The organism is Ruegeria sp. D6, assembly GCF_056534365.1.
The window spans coordinates 340,377-363,728 of record NZ_JBQFPH010000004.1 but is presented as its reverse complement, the minus strand read 5'-3'; the positions used below and the strand labels follow the sequence as shown (position 1 = coordinate 363,728).

General features: G+C 57.4%; 23 protein-coding genes. 18 read left to right on the top strand and 5 right to left on the bottom strand.

Features of this window, described 5'->3' with window-relative positions; translation table 11 throughout:
• Nucleotides 1-30 precede the first annotated feature (30 nt).
• The gene (locus ACR0A1_RS15920) at nt 31-1,545 is read left to right on the top strand and encodes a YifB family Mg chelatase-like AAA ATPase (RefSeq protein ID WP_480868313.1); all 1,515 of its coding nucleotides are present in this window, start codon (nt 31-33) and stop codon (nt 1,543-1,545) included.
• On the opposite strand, the gene gshB is transcribed toward ACR0A1_RS15920, so the two are convergent.
• The 3 genes from gshB to rsmI all read right to left on the bottom strand — a co-directional run bounded on the left by gshB (nt 1,542) and on the right by rsmI (nt 3,766).
• Nucleotides 1,542-2,474, bottom strand: coding sequence for a glutathione synthase (gene gshB / locus ACR0A1_RS15915; protein WP_480707143.1), 933 nt, complete (start codon nt 2,472-2,474; stop codon nt 1,542-1,544). The two genes, ACR0A1_RS15920 and gshB, sit on opposite strands and share 4 nt — an antisense overlap.
• Nucleotides 2,475-2,535: 61 nt before the next feature.
• Nucleotides 2,536-2,907 (bottom strand): YraN family protein, encoded by a 372-nt coding sequence (locus tag ACR0A1_RS15910; RefSeq protein ID WP_223117558.1) that lies wholly within the window; start codon nt 2,905-2,907, stop codon nt 2,536-2,538.
• 1 nt (nt 2,908) lies between these two features.
• The gene (gene rsmI, locus ACR0A1_RS15905) at nt 2,909-3,766 is read right to left on the bottom strand and encodes a 16S rRNA (cytidine(1402)-2'-O)-methyltransferase (RefSeq protein WP_480868311.1); all 858 of its coding nucleotides are present in this window, start codon (nt 3,764-3,766) and stop codon (nt 2,909-2,911) included.
• Nucleotides 3,767-3,853: 87 nt separating this feature from the next.
• Here rsmI and ACR0A1_RS15900 point away from each other — a divergent pair, with 87 nt between their 5' ends.
• From ACR0A1_RS15900 to murJ, 3 genes are read left to right on the top strand one after another with little or no spacing between them, the layout of a single operon-like run.
• Complete coding sequence (locus tag ACR0A1_RS15900; RefSeq protein ID WP_170612915.1) at nt 3,854-5,026, top strand: penicillin-binding protein activator; 1,173 nt, start codon at nt 3,854-3,856, stop codon at nt 5,024-5,026.
• Nucleotides 4,986-7,805, top strand: a complete 2,820-nt coding sequence (locus ACR0A1_RS15895) for a [protein-PII] uridylyltransferase (protein WP_170395863.1) — start codon at nt 4,986-4,988, stop codon at nt 7,803-7,805. Before ACR0A1_RS15900 ends, ACR0A1_RS15895 begins: the two co-directional genes overlap by 41 nt.
• Complete coding sequence (murJ, locus tag ACR0A1_RS15890; protein ID WP_480754153.1) at nt 7,802-9,343, top strand: murein biosynthesis integral membrane protein MurJ; 1,542 nt, start codon at nt 7,802-7,804, stop codon at nt 9,341-9,343. Before ACR0A1_RS15895 ends, murJ begins: the two co-directional genes overlap by 4 nt.
• Before the next feature lie 6 nt (nt 9,344-9,349).
• Here murJ and ACR0A1_RS15885 read toward each other — a convergent pair whose 3' ends face one another.
• Nucleotides 9,350-10,036 carry a rhomboid family intramembrane serine protease gene (locus ACR0A1_RS15885; protein WP_480868308.1) on the bottom strand — a complete coding sequence of 229 codons (687 nt, stop codon included), beginning with the start codon at nt 10,034-10,036 and terminating at the stop codon, nt 9,350-9,352.
• Between the two features lie 86 nt (nt 10,037-10,122).
• Here ACR0A1_RS15885 and trpS point away from each other — a divergent pair, with 86 nt between their 5' ends.
• Nucleotides 10,123-11,151, top strand: coding sequence for a tryptophan--tRNA ligase (gene trpS / locus ACR0A1_RS15880; RefSeq protein WP_170647105.1), 1,029 nt, complete (start codon nt 10,123-10,125; stop codon nt 11,149-11,151).
• Between the two features lie 64 nt (nt 11,152-11,215).
• Here the strand turns inward: trpS and ACR0A1_RS15875 are convergent, their stop codons facing one another.
• Nucleotides 11,216-12,265, bottom strand: coding sequence for a Glu/Leu/Phe/Val family dehydrogenase (locus ACR0A1_RS15875; RefSeq protein ID WP_480868306.1), 1,050 nt, complete (start codon nt 12,263-12,265; stop codon nt 11,216-11,218).
• A 129-nt stretch (nt 12,266-12,394) separates the two neighbouring features.
• Between ACR0A1_RS15875 and ACR0A1_RS15870 the strand changes: the two genes are divergently transcribed.
• From ACR0A1_RS15870 to ACR0A1_RS15810, 13 genes are all read left to right on the top strand, one after another.
• Nucleotides 12,395-12,856 carry an Lrp/AsnC family transcriptional regulator gene (locus ACR0A1_RS15870; protein WP_170423751.1) on the top strand — a complete coding sequence of 154 codons (462 nt, stop codon included), beginning with the start codon at nt 12,395-12,397 and terminating at the stop codon, nt 12,854-12,856.
• A 59-nt stretch (nt 12,857-12,915) separates the two neighbouring features.
• Nucleotides 12,916-13,779, top strand: coding sequence for a branched-chain amino acid aminotransferase (locus ACR0A1_RS15865; RefSeq protein ID WP_480868304.1), 864 nt, complete (start codon nt 12,916-12,918; stop codon nt 13,777-13,779).
• Nucleotides 13,780-13,852: 73 nt separating this feature from the next.
• Nucleotides 13,853-14,308, top strand: a complete 456-nt coding sequence (locus ACR0A1_RS15860) for a universal stress protein (RefSeq protein WP_074736907.1) — start codon at nt 13,853-13,855, stop codon at nt 14,306-14,308.
• A 9-nt stretch (nt 14,309-14,317) separates the two neighbouring features.
• On the top strand, nt 14,318-14,911 hold the full coding sequence (locus ACR0A1_RS15855) for a 2-hydroxychromene-2-carboxylate isomerase (RefSeq protein WP_170818607.1): 594 nt from the start codon (nt 14,318-14,320) through the stop codon (nt 14,909-14,911).
• A gap of 69 nt (nt 14,912-14,980) precedes the next feature.
• A complete protein-coding gene (locus tag ACR0A1_RS15850) occupies nt 14,981-15,544 on the top strand; it encodes a NifU family protein (RefSeq protein ID WP_170395847.1) in 564 nt (187 codons plus the stop codon).
• Nucleotides 15,534-16,124: a tRNA (adenosine(37)-N6)-threonylcarbamoyltransferase complex dimerization subunit type 1 TsaB gene (gene tsaB / locus ACR0A1_RS15845; protein WP_480868301.1), complete on the top strand. Its 591-nt coding sequence runs from the start codon at nt 15,534-15,536 to the stop codon at nt 16,122-16,124. Before ACR0A1_RS15850 ends, tsaB begins: the two co-directional genes overlap by 11 nt.
• A gap of 11 nt (nt 16,125-16,135) precedes the next feature.
• Entirely contained in the window at nt 16,136-16,552 is a 417-nt protein-coding gene (locus ACR0A1_RS15840) for a GNAT family N-acetyltransferase (RefSeq protein WP_480868299.1), read from the top strand.
• 135 nt (nt 16,553-16,687) lie between these two features.
• Entirely contained in the window at nt 16,688-17,686 is a 999-nt protein-coding gene (locus tag ACR0A1_RS15835) for a BMP family lipoprotein (protein WP_170395841.1), read from the top strand.
• An 81-nt stretch (nt 17,687-17,767) separates the two neighbouring features.
• On the top strand, nt 17,768-19,297 hold the full coding sequence (locus ACR0A1_RS15830; protein WP_170395839.1) for an ABC transporter ATP-binding protein: 1,530 nt from the start codon (nt 17,768-17,770) through the stop codon (nt 19,295-19,297).
• A gap of 3 nt (nt 19,298-19,300) precedes the next feature.
• Nucleotides 19,301-20,395 carry an ABC transporter permease gene (locus tag ACR0A1_RS15825; RefSeq protein WP_170513031.1) on the top strand — a complete coding sequence of 365 codons (1,095 nt, stop codon included), beginning with the start codon at nt 19,301-19,303 and terminating at the stop codon, nt 20,393-20,395.
• On the top strand, nt 20,395-21,405 hold the full coding sequence (locus ACR0A1_RS15820; protein ID WP_170408321.1) for an ABC transporter permease: 1,011 nt from the start codon (nt 20,395-20,397) through the stop codon (nt 21,403-21,405). Before ACR0A1_RS15825 ends, ACR0A1_RS15820 begins: the two co-directional genes overlap by 1 nt.
• Nucleotides 21,406-21,665: 260 nt before the next feature.
• Complete coding sequence (locus ACR0A1_RS15815) at nt 21,666-22,586, top strand: sulfite exporter TauE/SafE family protein (RefSeq protein ID WP_170395834.1); 921 nt, start codon at nt 21,666-21,668, stop codon at nt 22,584-22,586.
• A gap of 1 nt (nt 22,587) precedes the next feature.
• Nucleotides 22,588-23,352: a TIGR02186 family protein gene (locus ACR0A1_RS15810; RefSeq protein WP_170395832.1), complete on the top strand. Its 765-nt coding sequence runs from the start codon at nt 22,588-22,590 to the stop codon at nt 23,350-23,352.

Sequence of the window (23,352 nt, the reverse complement as noted above, 5' to 3'; positions counted from 1 at the left end):
AACGTCCTGTTAACCAAGGACAGGATTGCCATGGTCGCCCGTGCTCACACCGTTGCCTTTCAAGGGGTCGATGCCCGCCCGGTCGAGGTGCAATGCGCCGTCTCACCGGGCCTTCCGGCCTTTTCCATCGTGGGATTGCCGGACAAGGCAGTCTCCGAAGCACGGGACCGGGTACGCAGCGCGCTAAGTTCGATGGCGATCGCGCTGCCGTCGAAACGGATCACGATTAACCTTTCGCCTGCCGATCTGCCCAAAGAGGGCAGCCATTTCGACCTGCCTATCGCCGTCGCTTTGTTGACTGCGTTGGAAATCATTCCAGCGGATGCTGCTGAGGGCGCTGTCGCGTTGGGCGAGTTGTCTTTGGATGGTTCTCTGGTACCCGTCGTCGGCGCGCTGCCCGCTGCCATGACTGCAGCCGCCGATGATCGCAGCTTGCTTTGTCCCAGCGCCTCTAGCGCCGAAGCCGCGTGGGTTGACGCCACTCAGGTGATCGGAGCGGGCTCGCTTGGGGATGTGGTGCGGCACTTTACCGGTCAGTCTGCGCTGCCCGCTGCGACACCGGGCGAAGTGAAACTATCACCCAATGCACGGGACCTGCGGGACGTGAAGGGGCAAGAGCGCGCCAAACGCGCCTTGGAAATCGCCGCCGCCGGGCGGCATCATTTGATCATGATCGGGACACCGGGTTCCGGCAAATCCATGCTGGCGGCGCGTCTGCCGAGTATTTTGCCGCCTCTGAGCCCGGTCGAAGCTTTAGAGACATCGATGATCCAGTCGCTTTGCGGCTTACTGGACGAAGGTGGCATCAGCCGCGCCAGACCGTTTCGCGAGCCGCACCATACCGCTTCGATGGCCGCGATCGTGGGCGGTGGCAAAGGCGCGAAACCCGGAGAGATATCACTGGCGCATAACGGCGTCCTGTTCATGGACGAATTCCCCGAATTTCCGCGTACCGTTTTGGAAACCCTGCGCCAGCCTATTGAAACCGGCGAGGTAATGGTCGCCCGCGCCAACGCCCATGTGAAATACCCATGCCGCTTTATGCTGGTAGCCGCCGCGAACCCGTGTAAATGCGGATACCTTACGGACCCGTCCCGCGCCTGTTCACGCGCGCCGGTCTGTGGTGAGGATTACTTGGGGCGTATCTCAGGGCCGTTGATGGACCGGTTCGATTCGCGCATCGAAGTCCCTCCGGTCGGATTTACCGATCTCGACCTGCCGCCTACCGGCGACAGCTCTGCGACCGTCGCAGAGCGGGTTGAAGCGGCGCGCGCCATACAAGCAGATCGCTTTCGCGACACGCCAAATACCCGTCAAAACGCAGATGTCGAAGGCAATGTGCTGGAAGAAATCGCCGCCCCTGATGCCCAGGGCAAAGAACTATTACTGAAAGCCGCGGAACGCTTTGGCCTGTCGGCCCGCGCCTTTCACCGCATCCTACGCGTGGCCCGCACCATTGCCGATCTCGAAGGTGAGCCGGATGTGCGCCGCCCCCATGTCGCCGAGGCGCTGAGCTTTCGCATCAGCGCCAAAGCAGGAGCTTAAAGTTTCGCCTCAATCGCTTGCCAGATTTTCTCGGCGATGTTCACGCTATTGAACCGCTCAAGCTCCTGAATACCAGTGGGTGAGGTCACGTTGATCTCGGTCAGGTAGTCGCCAATTACATCGATCCCCACAAAGATCTGACCACGTTCCTTCAATAACGGTCCGATCGCAGCGCAGATTTCCATATCTCGCTCGGACAGGCCGATTTTCTCGGGGCGCCCGCCCACATGCATGTTCGAGCGGGTCTCGCCCTCAGCCGGAACCCGGTTGATGGCGCCCACTGGCTCCCCATCGACAAGTATGACCCGCTTGTCGCCATTGCGCACATCGGGCAGGAATTTCTGCGCGATCAGAGGCTCACGAGAAAAGCCGGTGAACAGCTCATGTAGCGATGTCAGGTTGCGGTCATTCGCATCAAGACGGAATACGCCAGCACCTCCGTTGCCGTAAAGCGGCTTGAGGATGATATCGCCATGCTTTTCCTTGAACGCCTTGATGGTTCGCAAATCCCGCGCAATCGTGGTGGGCGGAGTCAGTTCAGGGAAATCCAGAACCAGCAGCTTTTCGGGATAGTTTCGCACCCAAAACGGATCGTTAACCACCAGGGCCTGCCCCTTTAGCCGGTCAAGCAAATGGGTCGAGGTGATGTAGTGCATGTCAAACGGGGGGTCTTGGCGCAGCCAGACGACATCAAATTCAGCAAGGTCCACTTCACGCTCAGGGCCCAACACTGCCGGGTTGCCAGCGACTCGTTGCACCGTCATGTCATGGCCGCGCGCCGTGATCTTGCCTTCCTGGTAAGCCAGTTGATCCGGGCCATAAAAAAACAGCTGGTGGCCGCGCACCTGAGCCTCTTCTGCCAGACGGAAAGAGCTGTCGGCGTTGATATCCACGGCCCCGATTGGGTCCATCTGAAAGGCGATCTTCATGGTGTATCCCTCAATTCCACGCTCGATACATGGCGCAGAGGCTTGACGGGTTCAATGGGGGTCAGTCCAAACCAAAGGCGTTTTCGATGATTTGAACAGTTCCAGTGTCATCAACCAGTGCCGCATCAAACCGAGTATTCGTCAGCTGACCAGCAGGCTCCTGTTCAAGAAACTGGGCAGCGGATGCGCAAATTCGATCCATCTGTCGGCGACTAATCCGAGCGGCTGCACGGTCAAAACTACGGCTTTTCTTAACCTCAATGAAGACCAACCCATCTGCGTTGCGCGCGATCAGATCTATTTCACCGCCAGCACCGCACCACCTGCGTCTTGCGATTGAATAACCCCGTCGCACGTATTCGGCGGCCACGCAAAGTTCGGCGGATTGTCCAGCGTGATAAGATACAGAACCCCGAACGGATCTCTGTGCCATATCATCCCTTTCCCAGCTTCAGAGCCATCTGATAGATCGGGCGGCGCGGCAGGCTGAACATCTCTGACACCAGATCTGCCGCATCACGCACCGAATGCGTTTGCAATGCTTTTATCAATGCCTCTTCTACGTCAGAGTCCTTAACAGATTGCGAATGGGCGCGATCCACAAGCAGAACCACCTCGCCCTTAACCGATAAGCCCTCGTACTCTGTTGCCAGATCAGCGAGCGTGCCACGACGCGTTTCTTCGAACTTCTTCGTGAGTTCACGGCACAGGGCCGCCTGTCGGTCTCCACCCAAAATATCCGCGAGATCAGAGAGGCAGGCAGCCACGCGCTTCGGCGATTCATAGAAGACAAGCGTTCCGGGGACGCTGCGCAGGGATTCGATTCGTGAACGCCGTGCGCCAGAGGCATTGGGCAAGAACCCGGCAAAGAAAAATGCATCCGTGGGAAGCCCCGCCAATGTCAGCGCCGTCAAAACAGCAGACGGTCCCGGTGCACATGTCACGTTGTGCCCAGCCTCAGCCGCCTGACGGCCCAAATCATAGCCGGGATCGGCGATCAGCGGCATTCCCGCCTCGGACGCGTAAGCCACCGATTGCCCTTGTTCCAGCGCCTCAAGTATTTTGCCCCGCGCGCCCGCGCCGCTGTGATCGTGGTAGGCCAATATGCGGCGCCCTTCGAGCGGCACGCCATGGATTTCCATCAAACGTCGCAAGCTGCGCGTATCTTCGGCAGCAATCATGTCTGCCGAGGCCAAAACATCGAGCGCCCTGAGCGTAATATCGCGTGCCGTCCCGATTGGGGTGGCAATAAAGTACAGCCCAGTGGCCAATCTGATCTTTTGGAAATTCAAAGCTGGACCCTCACAGCGTGACGTTTATTATCGCGGTTCAATAGACCAAGGTGCCCTCAGACGCCGGATCAGGGAGTTTTCTTTTAGATGTTTACCGTTTGCAAGCCCGCACGCAAACTGGCGAAATCCGCCATTGTACTGGCCTCGGCCGCTTTTCTGGCCGCCTGTGAAGTCGGCGGCATCAGCGGAGGCCCCTCGATCGACACCTCTGACCCGGTTCCGGTGGCCCTGTTGGTCCCAAGCGGATCACCTCAGTCTGGCGATGCGGCCCTTGCCCGTAGCCTTGAGAACGCAGCGCGGCTGGCTATAGCGGATTTGCCGAACGTCAAGATTGATCTGCGCGTCTACGACACGGCCGGCAATGCCGGAACGGCCTCGGCGGTTGCACAGCAAGCTGTAGCGGACGGGGCCAAGATCATTCTTGGGCCAGTGTACGCACAAGCCGCAAACGCGGCAGGACTTGCGGTGCTAAACAACAATGTGAACGTGCTGTCCTTCTCGAACAACACCAGCATTGCGGGCGGCAATGTCTATGTGCTTGGCCCCACTTTCCAGAACACGGCCAACAGGCTGGTGAACTACGCCGGACAGCAGGGTAAAAACAGTACTGTCATTGTGCACAGCAATGACTCAGCGGGCCAGCTAGGCCAGTCTGCCATCGCTGCCGCGCTCAGCAACAGCCGCGTCAACAATGCGGGCACAGTTGGATATGACCGGTCACAGCAGGGCGTGATCGATTCTGTTTCGGCGATTAAAGCAACGGTCGATTCGACCGGCGCAGATTCGATTTTCCTGACCGCGACAACCGCAGGCGCGCTGCCGCTTTACAGCCAGTTGTTGCCCGAGGCTGGTGTGTCTCCTGCGACAACTCAGTATATCGGCCTGACACGTTGGGACATTCCAGCCCAAACGCTGGAATTGCCTGGCGTACAAGGTGGCTGGTTCGCACTTCCCGATCCGGCAAAGGCACAGGCGTATCGCCAGCGTTACAACAACACCTACGGTGAGGCACCACACCCGATCAGCGGGCTTGCCTATGACGGAATTGCTGCGATCGGAGCCTTGGTTAGCCAGGGCAAATCGAACGCGTTGACAGGTGCAGCATTAACCCAGAACGCCGGTTTTCAGGGTGTCGGCGGTATTTTCCGCCTGCGGCCGAACGGTACGAACGAACGCGGTCTGGCTGTTGCCACGATCCAGAACAAACAGGTGGTTGTGATTGACCCTGCCCCACAAAGCTTCTCTGGCGCCGGATTCTAATCGACCGGCGCAGGGCTCTGCGCCCGATGTCAATCTGATCTGCGCGGCTGACGAGATTTTTAACAACGCCGAGGTCAATGCCAACCTGTCCGCCGCTGTTGAAATCAGTTCGGACAACGCAGCCTTGCGCGCCGAGACGGTGCGCATTCTGCGAGAGGCGCAAAAGACAGGCCGCAAGGCGATTGCGGACGCCTTTGCCGAGCGCCCATTTGATGCACTGCCGCTGACGCATTCCTATACCTATCTGACGGATCAGATGGTCGGGACAGCAATGCGCATCGCCAGCGAGCATCTGCATCCGCTGGCAAATCCCACGCAAGGCGAGAAAATCGCTGTGCTGGCAGTGGGAGGTTATGGCCGGGGTGAGATGGCCCCGTCATCCGATGTAGATCTGCTTTTTCTGACGCCGTACAAAATCACCGCCTGGGCCGAGAGCGTGATCGAATCCATGCTCTATATTCTCTGGGATCTGCGGCTGAAGGTCGGTCACTCTTCACGCACGATCAAAGATTGCCTGCGTCTGGGGGCCGATGATTTCACCATCCGTACCGCCATGCTGGAACAACGGTATCTCGTCGGGGATCAGCCCCTTGCGCAAGAACTTGAAGCGCGCCTGAAGACCGATCTTTTCAAAGGCACCGAGCGGGAATTTATCGAAGCCAAGCTGAAAGAGCGCGATGAGCGGCACCTGAAGCAGGGTGAACGCTATATGGTCGAACCCAATGTCAAAGAGGGCAAGGGCGGCTTACGCGACCTGCAATCGCTCTACTGGATCGCAAAATATATCTATGGCGTAACGGATGTGGCCGAACTGGTCCCTATGGGCCTCTTTACGCCCGAAGAGTTTGACGAGTTCGCGCAAGCCGAAGAATTCCTCTGGGCCGTCAGGTCTCATTTGCATCTGGTGACGGGCCGCGCGACGGAACAACTGACCTTCGATCTGCAGGTCGAGGTGGCCGATCGTATGGGATATCAAGACCGCGCCGGTCGGCGCGCCGTCGAGGTGTTCATGCAACGCTATTTCCGCGAAGCCACCCGTGTGGGCGAATTGACACGGATTTTCCTGACCAAACTGGAAGCCTCGCACATGAAGGGCGCGGCCTTGCTGGAACGTATTTTCCGCCGTCGCCCCCGCGTCAAGGCCGGTTACCGCGTGGTCCATGGCCGTCTGGATATCGCGGACCCTGACACGTTCCTGTCAGACAAGGTCAACCTGTTACGGTTGTTCGAAGAGGGTTTGCGCACGGGTATGCTGATCCATCCCGACGCAATGCGGTTGGTAACGGCCAACCTGAACCTGATCGACGATGAGATGCGCAACGACAAAGAGGCGCGGCGCATCTTTCTTGATCTGATGCTGAAACACGGCAACCCCGAACGTGCCCTGCGACGCATGAACGAGTTGGGGGTTCTGTCAGCCTTTTTGCCCGAGTTTGAGCACATCGTGGCGATGATGCAGTTCAATATGTATCACAGCTATACGGTGGACGAGCATACGATCCAGTGCATAGTCAATTTGGCGCAGATCGAGCGAGGAGAGTTAATCGAGGAACTGCCCTTGGCGTCATCCATCCTGGAGGGTGGTGTTAGCCGAAAGGTTCTATACGTGGCTCTGTTGCTGCACGACATCGGCAAAGGACGCCCCGAAGATCATTCGATTCTGGGTGCGCAAATCGCGCGCAAAGTGGCGCCACGACTAGGGCTGAGCAAGGCGGATTCGGAAACCGTCGAATGGCTTGTACGCTATCACTTGCTGATGTCCGATATGGCGCAAAAACGCGACATCTCAGACCCGCGCACAATCCGCGATTTCGCGAAAGCTGTTGCAACCGTCAAACGGCTGGACTTGCTGACGGTGCTGACAGTCTGTGACATCCGCGGTGTCGGACCAACGACCTGGAACAACTGGAAGGCTACATTGCTGCGCGCTTTGCATGCTGACACCAAACACGCACTGGAATCCGGGATGGAGGCGCTTAACCGAGCCAATCGTGGAGATGGGGCGAAAAAGCGGTTGCGGGCCGAATTGGAAAACTGGTCCAAATCTGACCTGAAAACCGAAACCGGGCGGCATTATGATCCGTATTGGCAGGGACTGAACCTTTCGACACATGTCGAATTCGCGGAAATGTTGAAATCGCTGGAGGACAGCGGCGATCCGGGTGCCGTAGAAATCCGTCTGCATCCGGATGAGGATCGCGACGCCACCCGCGCGTGTTTTGCCATGGGTGATCATCCGGGTATTTTTTCTCGCATAGCGGGGGCACTTGCCCTTGTAGGAGCCAACGTGGTTGATGCCCGCAGCTATACGACGAAAGACGGATATGTAACTGATGCGTTCTGGGTTCAGGACGCCGAGGGCCATCCCTTCGAGGCCACGCGCCTGCCTCGGCTGACCCAGATGATTCACAAGACACTCAGGGGTGAGGTTGTCGCACGGGACGCATTGAAATCCCGCGACAAGATCAAGAAGCGCGAACGCGCCTTCAACGTCCCGACCCATATCACCTTCGACAACGAAGGTTCAGAGATTTACACGATCATCGAAGTCGACACCCGCGACCGGCCCGGACTGCTATATGATTTGACGCGCACGATGGCAGCCGCCAATGTCTATATCGCGAACGCAGTGATCGCCACCTATGGAGAACAGGTGGTCGACACGTTCTATGTCAAGGATATGTTCGGCCTGAAATACCACTCTGAGGCCAAGCAACGCGGGTTGGAAGCCAAGCTGCGCGCGGCCATCACCGAAGGTGCCGAGCGGGCCGCATCATGAAGCCGATCCGCCTGATTTCGGGCTTTTTCACCGTTGGGTTCTGGACCTTGGCAAGCCGCATTCTGGGCTTTTTGCGGGAAATCCTGCTGACCGCTTATATCGGGCCCGGACCGGTGATGGACGCTTTCGTCGCAGCCTTCCGACTACCCAATATGTTCCGCCGCTTCTTTGCCGAGGGCGCATTCAACGCAGCCTTTGTTCCAATGTTTTCAAAACGCCTTGAAGGCGGCGAAGACGCCGAAGGTTTCGCACAGGATGCGTTTAACCTGTTGGCGGTGGCGGTGTTGGCGCTAGTCGGTCTGGCGATGGTCTTCATGCCCGCGTTGGTTTGGATAACCGCCGAAGGATTCTATGGTGATGAACGCTTCGATCTGGCGGTGGATTATGGTTACGTCGTGTTCCCCTACATCCTGTTTATGTCCCTCGCTGCGCTGTTTTCCGGAGTATTGAACGCAACCGGACGCTTCGCCGCTGCAGCCGCCGCCCCTGTGCTGCTGAACATATTCGCCTGCTCCGCGTTAATCTTTGGCGCGATATCTGGTGGAGACATCATACGCTGGCTCATCGCGGTCATCCCAGTCGCAGGCATCGCGCAATTGGCGCTTGTCTGGATTGCGACTGAACGCGCCGGAATTCGCATTCGGCTCGGTCGGCCAAAGCTCAGCCCAGAAATGCGCCGCATGGTGCGGATCGCGGTTCCTGCGGCGTTGGCGATGGGCGTAACGCAAGTCAATCTTGTAGTCGGACAGCTTGTGGCATCAAAAACCGAAAAGGCAGTCAGTTGGTTGTTTGCCGCAGATCGTTTGTATCAACTGCCGCTCGGAGTGGTTGGCATTGCCGTCGGCATCGTGCTGTTACCCGACCTGTCGCGCCGCCTGCGCGCAGACGACAAAGATGGAGCACGCAACGCCTTTTCAAGAGCCGGAGAGTTTACTCTGCTGCTGACCTTGCCTTCGACAGTCGCCTTTATGATCATCCCCGGCCCGTTGGTCTCGGTCCTGTTCCAACGTGGCCAGTTCAGCGCCGAAGATACAGCGGCGACCGCCTTGGCCGTGGCCATCTATGGTATCGGGCTGCCCGCATTCATGCTGCAGAAGCTGCTGCAACCGTTGTTCTTCGCCCGCGAGGATACCAAATCACCGTTTCGATACGCTGTGGTTGCGATGGTGGTGAATGCCGGGCTTGCCTTTGGGCTTTATCCCATTTTCGGGTGGATTGCGCCCGCAATCGCAGCGTCGACTGCTGGCTGGGCCATGGTTGCGCTGCTTGCAATCGGCGCGCGCAGAATGGGCGACGAAGCCCGATTTGATGACCGGTTCAAACAGCGGATCTGGCGGGTCGTGGCGGCATCGGCTGGCATGGGGGTGGTGTTGTTTACGGCCATTAACCTCTTCGGCTCGACGTTCGGCGTACCAGGCTGGCGTTACCTTGCGCTGATCGTGCTCATTGTAACTGCGGCGGTGGCCTACTTCCTATTGGGGCACCTCTTGGGGGCCTTCAGGATTTCGGAATTCCGAACAGCGCTGCGCCGTAGCTAAGGCGCATCAATCCCGCCGGGTTTTGCTAAGAATACGCGCCCATCCACCCGGAGCCAGAAAGAAAGACAAACCAAACCCGGTGGCAAAACCGCCCAGATCGGCGACCCAATCCGAGGTCCCACCGAAGATCAGACCGAACAGCAACTGAATGCCCATAAGAACCGCGATCAGGCTGAATGCGCGCGATTGGTTTTCACCCACCAGAGAAAGCTTGCGCCATAGCAGCCAAGTGAACGCACCGATTAGCCCATAAACCGGAGGAAACCCGCCAACCAGTGGATATGGCGGGTTCAACAGCACCGCATAGGCCAACGCTCCGCCGACACCGGACAAGACGAATATGATCAGCATGGCGAAACTGCCAAAGACCTCGGCAACCATCTTACCCATCGCCAGCACAAACACGCAGACAAACACTGCTTGCGTGAAATTGGCCTGAACAAAGGGATAGGTGACAAAGCGGATCACATGTTCGAACGGCCAGCGTCCGTTCTGAATCATCCAATCAAAAATATCGGGCGAAAACGTATATTGCTGCAGCGCGTCTAGCCGCCAACCAACTGCAGTCGGGCCACCGACCAACCCTCGGCTGCCCAGCATGAAGACCAGTTCAATCCCGATGATGAACAGAACCAGCGCCACCACGACCGGCGGCAGAGGGTTCACGGGCGGTGTATAATGCTCACTGCTCATTGGGCTGGCCTTTCGCGGCTGTTGACGTCCCTTGGCCTCATGGGTAAGCGACGGGGGCTGATTTTTCCAGACAGGAGTTTCCTTCGATGACCGAGACCCAATTCACGCCGCGCGTGTTTTCCGGCATCCAGCCTTCAGGAAACCTGCACTTGGGTAATTACCTGGGTGCACTCAAACGTTTCGTGGATATGCAGGGACCGGAATACGAGACCGTCTACTGCATGGTCGACCTCCACGCGATTACTGTCTGGCAAGATCCGGATCGTCTGCGTGAAAAGACCCGCGAAGTTTGCGCGGGATTCATTGCCGCTGGTCTTGATCCCGAGAAATCCATCCTGTTCAATCAAAGCCAGGTGCCCGAGCACACTCAGCTGGCATGGATCTTTAACTGCATCGCCCGTATCGGCTGGATGCAGCGAATGACACAGTTCAAGGACAAGGCCGGTAAGAATGCGCAGAACGCATCCTTGGGTTTGTTCGCGTATCCCGCGCTGATGGCGGCAGACATTCTGGTCTATCACGCGACCCATGTGCCTGTTGGTGAAGACCAGAAGCAACATCTGGAACTGACGCGCGACATCGCAATCAAGTTCAACCATGACTATAGCGTCGATTTCTTTCCGGTGACCGAACCGGTCATCGGTGGGCCTGCGCCCCGTGTGATGAACCTGCGTGACGGGTCCCGGAAGATGTCGTCGTCAGACCCGTCTGATATGACGCGGATCAACATGACCGATGATGCCGATGCCATCGCCAAGAAGATCCGTAAAGCCAAGACCGATCCGGACGCTTTGCCGTCGGAGGTCGATGGCCTTGAAGACCGTCCCGAGGCGCGCAATCTGGTGAATATCTATGCCGCGCTTAGCGACCAGACGGCCGCACAAGTGCTGGCTGAGGTTGGCGGGAAGCAATTCGGTGAGTTCAAGCCAATGTTGGCAGAACTTGCGGTCTCGAAACTCTCACCCATTTCAACCGAAATGGCGCGCCTGATGGGCGAAGAGGCCGAGATTGATCAGATTCTCGCCCGAGGTGCTGAACGGGCACGTGCAATCGCGGCCCCGATTCTGCAGCAGACCTACGAGATTGTAGGGATGGTCGGCGCGGGCAAGTCCTGACCACGCGATCGCAATCGAAAAAGAACGCCGCCCTTTCTCGGGCGGCGTTTCGTTCCGTCGGCTCTTATGCCGCCTGCAGGCTCAGCATCTCGTGCACGATGGATTCCGCAACTTCGTGCGGGCTGACCGCTTCGGCTTTGGCCCGTGTCAGGATGCGATCCATCGTCTGCTCCAGCGCCTGCAACCTACCGGCGACCCAAGCTTCACGCTCTGCGACACGGAGGATTTCCGTCGCCACATTCACGATACCACCGCCATTGGCGACGAAGTCAGGGGCGTAAAGAATGCCACGCTCGTGGAGCAACTGCGCGTCCCGATCTCTGGACAACTGATTATTTGCCCCTCCGGCCACAGCGCCGACTTTCAGTAATGGAATACTCGTTTCGTTCAGGATGCCGCCGATCGCACAAGGCGCAAAGATATCCGCTTCAACGCCGTAGATCGCATCGGGTGCAACGACCCGTGCCGCAAACCGTTCGGCCACGCGGGCCGCTTGCCGGGTGTCGATGTCAGCTACGATTAACTGCGCACCAGAATCGTGCAACAACTGGCACAAATGCTCGCCTACATGGCCAAGACCCTGAACCGATACCGTCAGGCCTTTAAGGCCAGAAAGCCTGAACCGGTGCTGCGCTGTCACCCGGATAGCATTGAATATCCCGCGCGCCGTTATCGGAGACGGATCACCGCTGGCGAACTCACCTTCCGCCAGCCCAGCCACAAATTCGGTTTCAGACCCGATATGCGCCATATCTGCAGGCGTCATACCCATATCTTCTGCCGTCCAGTACAGACCGTTCAAACCTTGAATCACGCGCCCAAAGGCCTGCAAAAGTTCAGGTGATTTATCCTCATGAGGATCCCCGATAATGACAGCCTTGCCTCCCCCGAGCGGCAGATCTGCCGCGGCGTTCTTGAACGTCATGCCCCTTGCCAGTCGCAAAGCATCGTCCAGGGCCTCGGCTGGGTGGCCATAAGGGCGCATGCGCACACCGCCCGCAGCGGGGCCACGTTGCGTTGAGTGGATCGCGATGTAGCCCAATAGACCAAGTGAGTTATCTTTGAATTCGACCACGCGCTCGTGCTCTGGCGCGTCTACGATGGTGATGTCCATTCTTCTCCTCCGGAATGCTTCCGAGAGTTTGCCACCTATCGTCGAGTGATTTTCACCCTTTTGTCACTATATCAGGGAAATTTTTGGTGCTAAAATCTAAAATTGAAAACTTTTGTGGAGTTTTTCGCCATGGATGATATCGATTCCAAGATAATCCGCGCCCTTCAAAACGATGGCCGTATGACTGTCATCGATTTGGCGGAGCATGTCGGGCTGTCCCCGACACCCTGCGCACGGCGTTTGGATCGGCTGCAACGGGACGGGATTATCACCGGCTACGCCGCACAGGTCGACCCCGAGCGGCTTGGATTCGGCGTCACAATCTTTGTGTCTGTCGAGTTGGAGAAACAGGATCGCAACGCCATCGATTCCTTCGAAAAGGCCATTCGTCGCTGCGACGAGGTGATGGAATGCTACCTCATGACCGGATCACGCGACATTCTGCTGCGCGTGGTTGCCAAAGACCTCAATGCGTTTGATGCATTTCTGGAAAACCGGCTTATGAAAATTTCGGGCATTCGAAACCTACGATCAAACTTCGCTTTGCGCACCATGGTCAAACGCGAAGCGCTGCCTCAACACCATGGATAATCTGCTGGACCTTGCGTCAGCCCCAACCTAGGTTTCCCCGAAGCTTGAGGGAGGGCGCAATGGCAGTCGGTAAAAACATCCGCACCTATTTCAACGGCCAATGGCATGACGGGGACGCACCGATCATGCGCGCTGCTGACCATGGCGCATGGCTGGGCTCATCGGTGTTTGACGGTGCCCGGTACTTTGATGGAATGACCCCGGATCTGGATGCCCATTGTGCCCGCGTGAACCGTTCAGCCGAGGCGCTGATGCTGACACCTTCTGTAACAACCGAACAGATGGTCGATCTGGTTCACGAAGGGTTACAGAGTTACGCACCTGACACCGCCGTTTACATTCGCCCCATGTATTGGGGCATCGACGGGGATCACACCGCCATCGTCCCTCAGGAAAACAGCACTGGCTTTGCCATCTGTCTTGAAGAAATCCCAATGGCACCCAAAACCGCCTCGGCGACGCTGACAACCACTCGGTTCCGCCGCCCTGTTCTGGAATCCGCTGTGGTCAACGCAAAGGCAGGGTGCCTGTATCCGAACAATGCCCGGATGTTGCAGGAGGTACGCAGCAAGGGCTTTTCAAACGCCCTTGTGGCCGACGCGATGGGGCATGTGGCCGAGACTGCGACCGCAAATATCTTCATGGCGCGCGATGGTGAGGTTTTTACTCCAATCCCCAATGGGACATTCTTGGCCGGGATTACACGCGCGCGGCATATTAAAAACCTGCGCGCCGACGGGGTAACCGTGCATGAAACCGTGCTGAGTTTCGATGACTTTCACGACGCGGACGAAGTGTTCATGAGCGGTAACATGAGCAAAGTGACGCCCATCACCGCGCTGGATGACACCCAGTATCAGGTGGGCCCAATCGCCCGTCGCACACGCGAGATGTACTGGGATTGGGCTGCAAGCAATTGCTGATCTGCTCCTTTTCTGTTTCAGTTGCCACTGCTTACCCTGTGGGGCATGATCCCGAAAACAAACGAGGACAAACATGCGCAAGTTCCTAGTCGTTCTGGACGACAGCCGTGAATGCCTGAACGCCATGCGCTTTGCCGCTATGCGTGCGGCACATACTGGCGGCGGGGTTACGGTTCTTTCGGTAATTCCACCGGACGAATTCAACCACTGGATCGGTGTTGCCGAGGTGATGCGCGAAGAAGCGCGTGAACGTATTCACGCCCATTTCGAGGTGTTCGCCAAATGGATGCGCGACAAACAGGGTGTCGAGCCCGAATTGGCAATCCGTGAAGGCGATCCGGTGGCCGAAATCATTGAACATGTCCAATCCGATCCCGAGATCGGCGTATTGGTTCTGGGTGCAGGTACTGACAAAAAAGGCCCCGGACCGTTGGTGACACAACTGACCCGGAACTCTGGAAGTTTGCCCATTCCTATTACTATCGTGCCCGGCGATCTGAGCAAAGAGAAGCTGGAAGCCATCACCTGAGGTGAATTTATGTCCGCGAAGCTGCAGTTCTGGTTCGACTTCGCATCGACCTATTCTTATCTCAGCGCGATGCGTATCCAGCAGGCGGCTTCGGAATATGGAGTTGCCATAGAATGGCACCCATTCCTTCTGGGGCCGATCTTTGCTGAACAGGGATGGAACAACTCGCCGTTCAACCTCTACCCGGCAAAAGGTCGGTACATGTGGCGAGACATGGAACGGCTTTGCGCCGCGCGCGATTTACCTTTTCGGCGGCCTGAGCCATTTCCGCAAAACAGCTTGAAAGCAGCAAGGCTAGCGCTGGCGATCGAACCAGCTGATCAACGGGCAGCCTTTGTACGCACTGTCTATTCTGCGCAGTTTGGTTCCGGTCGTGATATATCGAATCCGGCGGTTCTGGTTGAGTGCCTTACCAAATCTGGCGTTTCGACTGATCTGATGGATCGGATAAGCGACCCCGCGATCAAGGCTGCCTTGTTCGAGCAAGTTACTCAGGCCAAGGCTAAACACATCTTTGGTGCGCCGAGTTTCGTTATTGGGGACGAGCTGTTCTGGGGTGATGATCGTCTGGATGATGCGATTTCTTACGCCGCCACAATTTAGAACGGTTCCAAATCTTGACTTCCCCCGCACGGACGCGCATATCAGGTGCATCTTAGACGGAGCCGCGCCATGTTCATTCAAACCGAATCCACACCCAACCCGGCCACACTAAAATTCCTACCCGGCCAGACGGTTCTGGAAGCAGGCACCGCTGATTTTCCAAGCGCCGACGCTGCAGAAAAATCTCCGCTCGCCAAACGCATATTCGGTGTAAACGGCGTAACAGGCGTGTTCTTCGGCAACGATTTTGTCACGGTAACCAAATCTGATGACGTGCAGTGGGATCACATCAAGCCCGCAATTCTCGGCGCTGTGATGGAGCATTACCAGTCCGGCCAACCGGTTATGGGCGCAGGCGCAGAGACCGCCTCGGGCCACGCTGAACACACCGGCGAAGATGCAGAGATTGTCAACCAGATCAAAGATCTGCTGGATAGCCGCGTGCGTCCTGCTGTGGCTCAGGACGGCGGTGACATCACCTTCCACGGCTTCGACCGCGGCGTTGTTTATCTGCACATGCAGGGAGCCTGCGCGGGCTGTCCGTCCTCGACCCTAACGCTGAAAATGGGGATCGAGAACCTGTTGCGTCACTACATCCCCGAAGTGACCGAGGTTCGCCCTGTTGCCGTCTGAACCGACGATTTTGGCATTCGATACATCGGCCGCGCATTGCGCGGCCGCTTTGCTGCGAGAGGGCAAGATTATCGCATCGCACGCCGAGGCGATGACTCGTGGGCAGGCGGAACGGTTGATGCCCTTGCTTGAAGAAATCCTGACCCGGAACAATTGCACATGGCGGCACCTTGACGCGATCGGCGTCGGAATCGGCCCCGGGAATTTCACCGGCATCCGAATCTCGGTATCCGCAGCGCGCGGGTTGGCGCTTGGGCTTGGTGTGCCGGCGGTTGGGGTGTCGGGGTTTGATGCAGTTGCGGAAATTGCGCCCGACGGGCATCTCCCGGCGATTGTCGCACCGCGCGATCAGGTTTATCTGCAGCCTCAGGGGGAATTGCCTTACCTGACCTCACGTCATGCTGCGTCCGATATTGGGCCATTGTATTTCTGCGATGACCCTGAACAGCAGGTTCGTGCGATCGCCCAGGCGGCTGCTGGTCGTTGGACGACAGTTCAAGCGCCACCTGCTCCGCTTTATGTCCGCCCTGCAGATGCGGCCCCTTCCAGCGATGTACCACCGGTGCTTTTGGACGAATGACACCACAGGACATGGCAGAAACCCACGCCGCAGCCTTCACACAGTCACGTCCGTGGAGCGCTGAAGAATTCAGCAATCTGATCGCCAATCGCTTTACCCATGTTGTTGGCGACAAACGGTCTTTCGCCCTCATTCAAGTGATCGGTGAAGAGGCCGAGCTGCTCACGATCGCGACACGCCCAGACTACCAAAGAGGCGGGCTGGCGCGGCGCATCATGGCAGACTGGCACGCCAAGGCACGAGAACTCGGTGCAATCCGTGCATTTCTGGACGTTGCCTCAGATAACCATTCGGCGATATCTCTGTACCAAACCAGCGGATACACGCCATGCGGCAATCGCGCAGCCTATTATCATCGCAAAAGTGGCCCAAACGCCGATGCGATCGTCATGGAACGCCCCTTGAGCGAAAAATATTCGCTTTTTTAGACCATATGGTCAAAAATGTGTTGACCGAAGCTGTTGCAAACAGCTTCAATTCCCGCCATCACAACAGGTATGCTCGCTCTGAGTGGGTACCGGGGGATTAAGCCCCGGACCGATAACAGCCAACGGGAGTAACAAATGACATTTATGAAATCCTTGATGGGCGCAGCCGCTGCGGTTGCACTAACAGCAGGTGCTGCTATGGCAGAACCGGCCCTTATCTTTGATCTGGGTGGCAAGTTCGACAAATCGTTCAACGAAGCCGCGCATAATGGCGCTCAGCGTTGGGCGGAACAGACCGGCAAAAGCTATCGCGAGATCGAGCTTCAGTCGGAAGCGCAGCGCGAACAAGCGCTTCGCCGCTTTGCCGAAGCGGGCGCAAACCCGATTATCACAATGGGCTTCGCCATGGCCGATCCATTGGCTGCAGTGGCAGGTGACTATCCGGATACCAAATTCGTTGCGGTCGACGTGACCTGGCTGGAAGCCCCGAACATTCGCCAGATCGGATTTGCCGAACATGAAGGATCATACCTGGTCGGCATGATGGCGGCGATGGCGTCCCAATCCGGCACAGTGGGCTTTATCGGTGGTATGGATATCCCTCTGATCCGTCACTTTGGTTGTGGTTATGCACAAGGCGCGAAGTCCGTAAACCCGGACATCAACGTTGTTGCCAATATGACAGGCACCACCCCTGCAGCATGGAACGACCCGGTGAAGGGCTCGGAGTTGACGAAAGCACAGATCAGCCAGGGTGCTGACGTGATTTACGCCGCTGCGGGCGGTACCGGTGTTGGCGTTCTGCAAACCGCAGCCGACGAAGGCATCCTGTCAATCGGTGTCGATAGCAACCAGAACCACCTGCACCCGGGCAAGGTCCTGACCTCGATGCTCAAGCGTGTGGACGTTGCGGTATATGACGCCATGAAAGCTGGCGAAGACGTCCAGACCGGTGTTTACACCATGGGTCTTGCACAAGATGGCGTTGGCGTTGCGATGGATGAAAACAACGCGGAACTGGTGAGCGAAGAAATGAGCTCGGCCATTGAAAGTGCCCGTCGCGACATCATCGATGGCAACGTAAGCGTTGTCAGCTACTACGAGAACGACAGCTGCCCTGCACTGCAGTTCTGATGTAACTGGGGGCGGGGGCCATGGCCTCCGCCCTGCACCACTCTGCCGCATGCGGCCCTTTCGGCAACCCAAGGACAAGATATGACCGTCCCCGCCATTGAACTCAAAGGGATTTCCAAAGCCTTTGGGCCGGTTCAGGCTAATAAAGATATTTCCATCAGCGTCGCCCGCGGAGCGATCCACGGGATCATCGGTGAAAACGGAGCGGGCAAATCCACGCTGATGAGCATCCTCTACGGATTTTACAAAGCCGACAAAGGCGAAATCTGGATCAACGGCACCAAGACCGACATCCCTGACAGCCAGGCGGCGATCGCCTCGGGCATCGGGATGGTGTTTCAGCATTTCAAACTGGTCGAGAATTTCACCGTTCTGGAAAACATCGTTCTGGGTGCGGAAGACGGTGGGCTGTTGGCTCCGTCGCTGGCGAAAGCCCGGAAAGAGCTGAAAGACCTAGAGGAAGAATACGAACTGTTCGTCGACCCTGACAAACGCATCGATGAGATCGGTGTGGGCATGCAGCAGCGGGTTGAGATTCTCAAGGCGCTCTACCGCAAGGCCGAAATTCTGATTCTGGACGAACCCACGGGCGTTCTTACCCCTGCCGAGGCGGACCAGCTGTTTCGCATTCTCGACCGGCTGCGGTCCGAGGGTAAAACAATCATCGTGATCACGCACAAGCTGCGCGAAATCATGGAGAACACCGATACGGTTTCGGTTATGCGCCGCGGTGAGATGACCGCCACCGTCAAAACAGCTGACACCAATCCGCAGGCACTGGCCGAATTGATGGTTGGCCGCAAGGTCTTGCTACAGGTTGATAAGGTGCCTGCACAGCCGGGCAAACCGGTTCTGGAAATCGAAAACCTCAGTGTCACCGATTCGGCCGGTGTCGAGCGTGTCAAAGGCATCGACCTAACCGTTCGCGCGGGTGAGATCGTTGGCATCGCGGGCGTTGCTGGCAACGGGCAGTCCGAACTGCTTGAAGTTTTGGGCGGTATGCGACCCGGGGTAGGCTCGATCAAACTGAACGGCGAACCTCTGGCGTTGCACGGCCCCGGATCGGACGGGCAAGCGCGGCGCGCCCGACATATCGCTCATGTCCCCGAGGATCGGCAGCGCGAAGGTCTGATCATGGATTTTCACGCTTGGGAGAACGTGGCGTTCGGCTACCACCGCGACCCTGCTTACAAACGCGGGCTGTTCATGGACAACGCTGCCCTGCGTGCCGACACCGAAGCCAAGATCGAGAAGTTCGATGTGCGCCCGCCCAATGGCTGGCTGACGGCAAAAAGCTTCTCGGGCGGCAATCAACAGAAAATCGTCGTTGCACGAGAAATCGAGCGCAATCCCGATCTGCTGCTGGTGGGCCAACCCACGCGCGGCGTGGATATCGGTGCCATCGAGTTCATTCATAAACAGATCGTCGCCTTGAGGGATCAGGGCAAAGCAATCTTGCTGGTCTCGGTCGAGCTGGAAGAGATCTTCTCACTCTCGGACCGGATCGCGGTTATGTTTGACGGACATATCATGGGCGAGCGTCTGCCCGCCGAGACGGATGAAAAAGAACTGGGCCTGCTGATGGCCGGTGTTGCAGGAGAGGCCGCCTGAACCATGGAAAAAATGCCCAAATGGGCCGATGTGGTACTGATCCCGCTAATCAGTCTGCTTCTAGCCACAATCCTTTCGGCAATCGTGATCCTGGCCATCGGGGAGGATCCGCTTGAGGCGGTAAATCTGATGGTCACTGGGGCCCTAGGGTCAACCTACGGCTGGGGCTATACACTTTATTATGCAACGAACTTCATCTTCACCGGACTCGCGGTTGCAGTTGCCTTTCACGCGCGCTTGTTCAACATCGGCGGCGAGGGTCAGGCCATGCTGGGCGGACTGGGCGTTGCCATCGTCTGCCTATCGGTTCCTTGGCCGCATTGGACAATAGCTTTGCTGGCCGCCTGTGCTGCTTCGATGATCTTCGGTGCAGCCTGGGCCGCGATCCCGGCCTATCTGCAGGCGAAGCGGGGCAGCCATATCGTGATCACCACGATCATGTTCAATTTCATTGCTGCCGCTTTCCTGAATTACATGCTGGTCAACGTCATGCGCCCGCAAGGGTCGCAAGATCCAGCAACGGCTCGTTTCCCCGAGGCAGTGCATCTCCCGACTTTCCAGTCGATGTTCTCGAGCGCCGAAAACATCGTTTTCCGAGGTGCGCCTGCCAACATCTCGTTCTTCGTCGCAATCCTTGCGTGTTTTGTTGTCTGGGCGCTGATCTGGCGAACTCGGCTGGGCTATGAAATCCGCGCCTACGGCCATTCGGAAACCGGTGCCGTCTACGCTGGTATCTCGCCTGTACGTATCACGATTATTGCCATGCTGATCTCGGGCGCTCTGGCGGGCCTGATGGCAGTCAACAACGTGATGGGCGAAGCCGAGCGGTTGGTGCTGAACGCAACCGAAGGCGCGGGTTTCATTGGAATTGCCGTGGCACTGATGGGTCGGTCGCATCCATTCGGGGTATTTCTAGCCGCTATTCTGTTTGGGTTTCTGTATCAGGGCGGGGCCGAACTGGCGCTTTGGACATCGATTCCGCGCGAACTGATCGTGGTCATCCAAGCGCTGGTCATTCTGTTTACCGGAGCACTGGACAACATGGTGCGCATGCCGCTTGAAAAGCTGTTCATGGCGCTTCGGAAGGGGTCGGCCTGATGGATTTCTTCCTGACACTCATCCAGGTTCTGGATTCGACCATCCGACTGGCTACGCCTCTGCTGCTTGCCTGTCTGGCCGGATTGTACTCCGAGCGCGCGGGCATCTTCGACATCGGCCTTGAAGGCAAGATGCTGATGTCAGCATTCTTCTCGGCTGCCGTCGCCGCCGTAACCGGTTCGGTGTGGCTGGGATTGCTGGCCGGGATCGCGGCATCTCTGGTCCTTTCGGCGCTACACGGGTTTGCGTCGATCACGTTTCGGGGCAATCAGCTGATCTCGGGGGTTGCGATCAACTTTCTCGCCTCAGGTATGACCGTTCTTGTCGCCCAAAGCTGGTTCAAGCAGGGTGGTCGTACGCCATCATTGTTCGGTGAAGGGCGGTTTGAATCCGCAGAATTCCCTTATGCGATCGGTCCGGCTGACGCCGAACTGACAGGCCGTCCAGTTTCCGAGCTGATGTCTGAAACCAATCCCCTGCATATGGCCTATTCCGAGCTTCTGTCTGGCCATTCCATTCTGGTGTACGTGGCTTTCCTTATGGTGCCACTGACTTGGTGGATTCTGTTCCGCACCCGGTTCGGGCTGCGTCTGCGCGCGGTCGGAGAGAATCCTGCGGCGGTGGATACTGCTGGAGTTTCGGTTGTAGGTCTCCGCTACGCAGCGGTTGCGATTTGCGGCGTACTTTGCGGCATCGCAGGTGCCTACCTGGCCACCGCGCTGCAAGCAGGCTTTGTGAAAGAGATGACTGCTGGGCGCGGATTTATCGCACTGGCTGCTCTGATCTTTGCAAAATGGCGTCCGTGGCACGCGATGTGGGCATGCCTGTTGTTCGGGCTGTTGCAGGCCATTGCCTTGCGGTTCCAGAACATCGATCTAGGCGGGGTCGTGATCCCGGTGCAGGTCATGGACGCCCTGCCCTATATCCTGACCGTGGTGATTCTTGCCGGGTTCGTCGGCAAGGCAATACCGCCACGCGCAGGCGGCGAACCATATGTAAAGGAACGCTGATAGAGCCAGTTCAGGACTGCCCCTCAGTCCTGTTTGCTGCAAAGCGGCATACAGAGTTGATTTTGTATGCCGCAACCGCTCTAAGGGGGTATGGACGTGTCCCGCATCAGTTCCGCAGCCATGCTATCGACTATTTTCAGGTTGAGCCACGGAAACAACTAGATGGCCCCACCTGGCACGCGCGCTTCGTCTGTTGAGATTTATGTTACCAATGGCTTTGCCACACCGCGTGGTACGGCCTCTCCTGTCTAGAAGAAGCCATGCAGATTTACCTCCCGATTGCCGAAGTATCCGTAAACGCGTTTCTACTGTTTGGACTGGGTGGAATGGTGGGCATTCTGTCTGGAATGTTTGGCGTTGGCGGTGGATTTTTGATGACCCCACTGCTGTTCTTCATCGGCATTCCGCCTGCAGTGGCGGTTGCAACCGAGGCAAACCAGATTGTTGCTTCATCATTTTCTGGGGTGCTGGCGCATTTCAGGCGCCGAACCGTGGACCTTAAAATGGGTACAGTCCTTTTAGTCGGAGGGCTGACAGGCGCTGCGTTGGGTGTTGTTGTCTTCAACTATCTCAAGAGCCTCGGACAGGTCGATCTGCTGGTCAAACTTTGCTATGTCGTATTTCTGGGCATCATCGGCAGTCTGATGTTTGTCGAAAGCCTGAACGCGATTAGAAAAACGCGGAAAGGCGGCACGCCGCCTCCGAAACGACGCCAGCGCGGTTGGGTGCACGCCATGCCGTTCAAGATGCGGTTTCGGACGTCGGGCCTGTACATCTCGGTCATTCCACCGCTTGTCGTAGGCCTGTTTGTCGGTGTCCTGTCTGCTATCATGGGTGTCGGCGGCGGGTTTATCATGGTGCCCGCGATGATCTATCTATTGGGCATGCCGACCAAGGTTGTTGTCGGAACTTCGCTGTTTCAGATCATCTTTGTAACCGCCTTCACCACGATGCTGCACGCCACCACCAACTATACCGTTGATGTCGTGTTGGCGGTTCTTCTGCTCGTCGGTGGGGTAGTTGGTGCCCAAATCGGAACAGTCATCGGCGCCCGAATGCCGGCTGAACAACTGCGCGTTTTGTTGGCGGCTCTGGTACTTGTTGTCTGCGGCAAGCTGGCGCTTGATCTTCTGCTTCAACCCGCCGAGTTGTACTCGCTTGGCGATGCGGGAGGGCACTAAGATGCTACGCCTGATTGCTCTTCTTTGTCTGATCTGCCTGCCAGCCTACGCAGCCGAAGAACAGGTTGTTCTGGGCCTAAGTCAGGATCGCGTCTCGATTACCGCCAATTTTGACGGGTCCGAAATACTGGTTTTCGGCGCGGTAAAGCGCGAAGCCCCAATCCCGGACGGTCCACCGCTTGAGGTCATCGTATCGGTGGTCGGCCCATCCGAACCTGTCACCGTACGCCGCAAAGAGAAACGGTTCGGTATCTGGGTGAACACCGACAGCCTTGTTGTTGATCTGGCACCAAGCTTCTACGCCGTTGCCACCAGCGCCCCGTTTTCCGAGGTTCTGACCCAGACCGAAGACCTACGCTATAAGGTTTCGATCGAGCGTGCCATCCGGTCGGTCGGTGCGGACATGAGCATTCAGGGCGCACAGGATTTTTCCGAGGCGGTCATCCGCATCCGCGAAGATGAAGGGCTATACTCGATCCGGGAAAACACAGTGGCTGTGGACGAACAGACGTTGTTCCGCACATCAATCGACATGCCATCGGACCTGACCGAAGGCGACTACAGCGCCCGAATCTTCCTGACGCGAGACGGAAAGGTGGTCTCAACCTTTGAAACCTCGATCGGAGTACGCAAAGTCGGGCTTGAGCGATTCTTGTACGCGATGTCGCGTGAACAACCCATTTGGTACGGGCTTATGTCACTGGCCATCGCGATTGCCGCCGGTTGGGGCGCTTCGACAGCCTTCCGCCTACTGCGCGAGAACTGA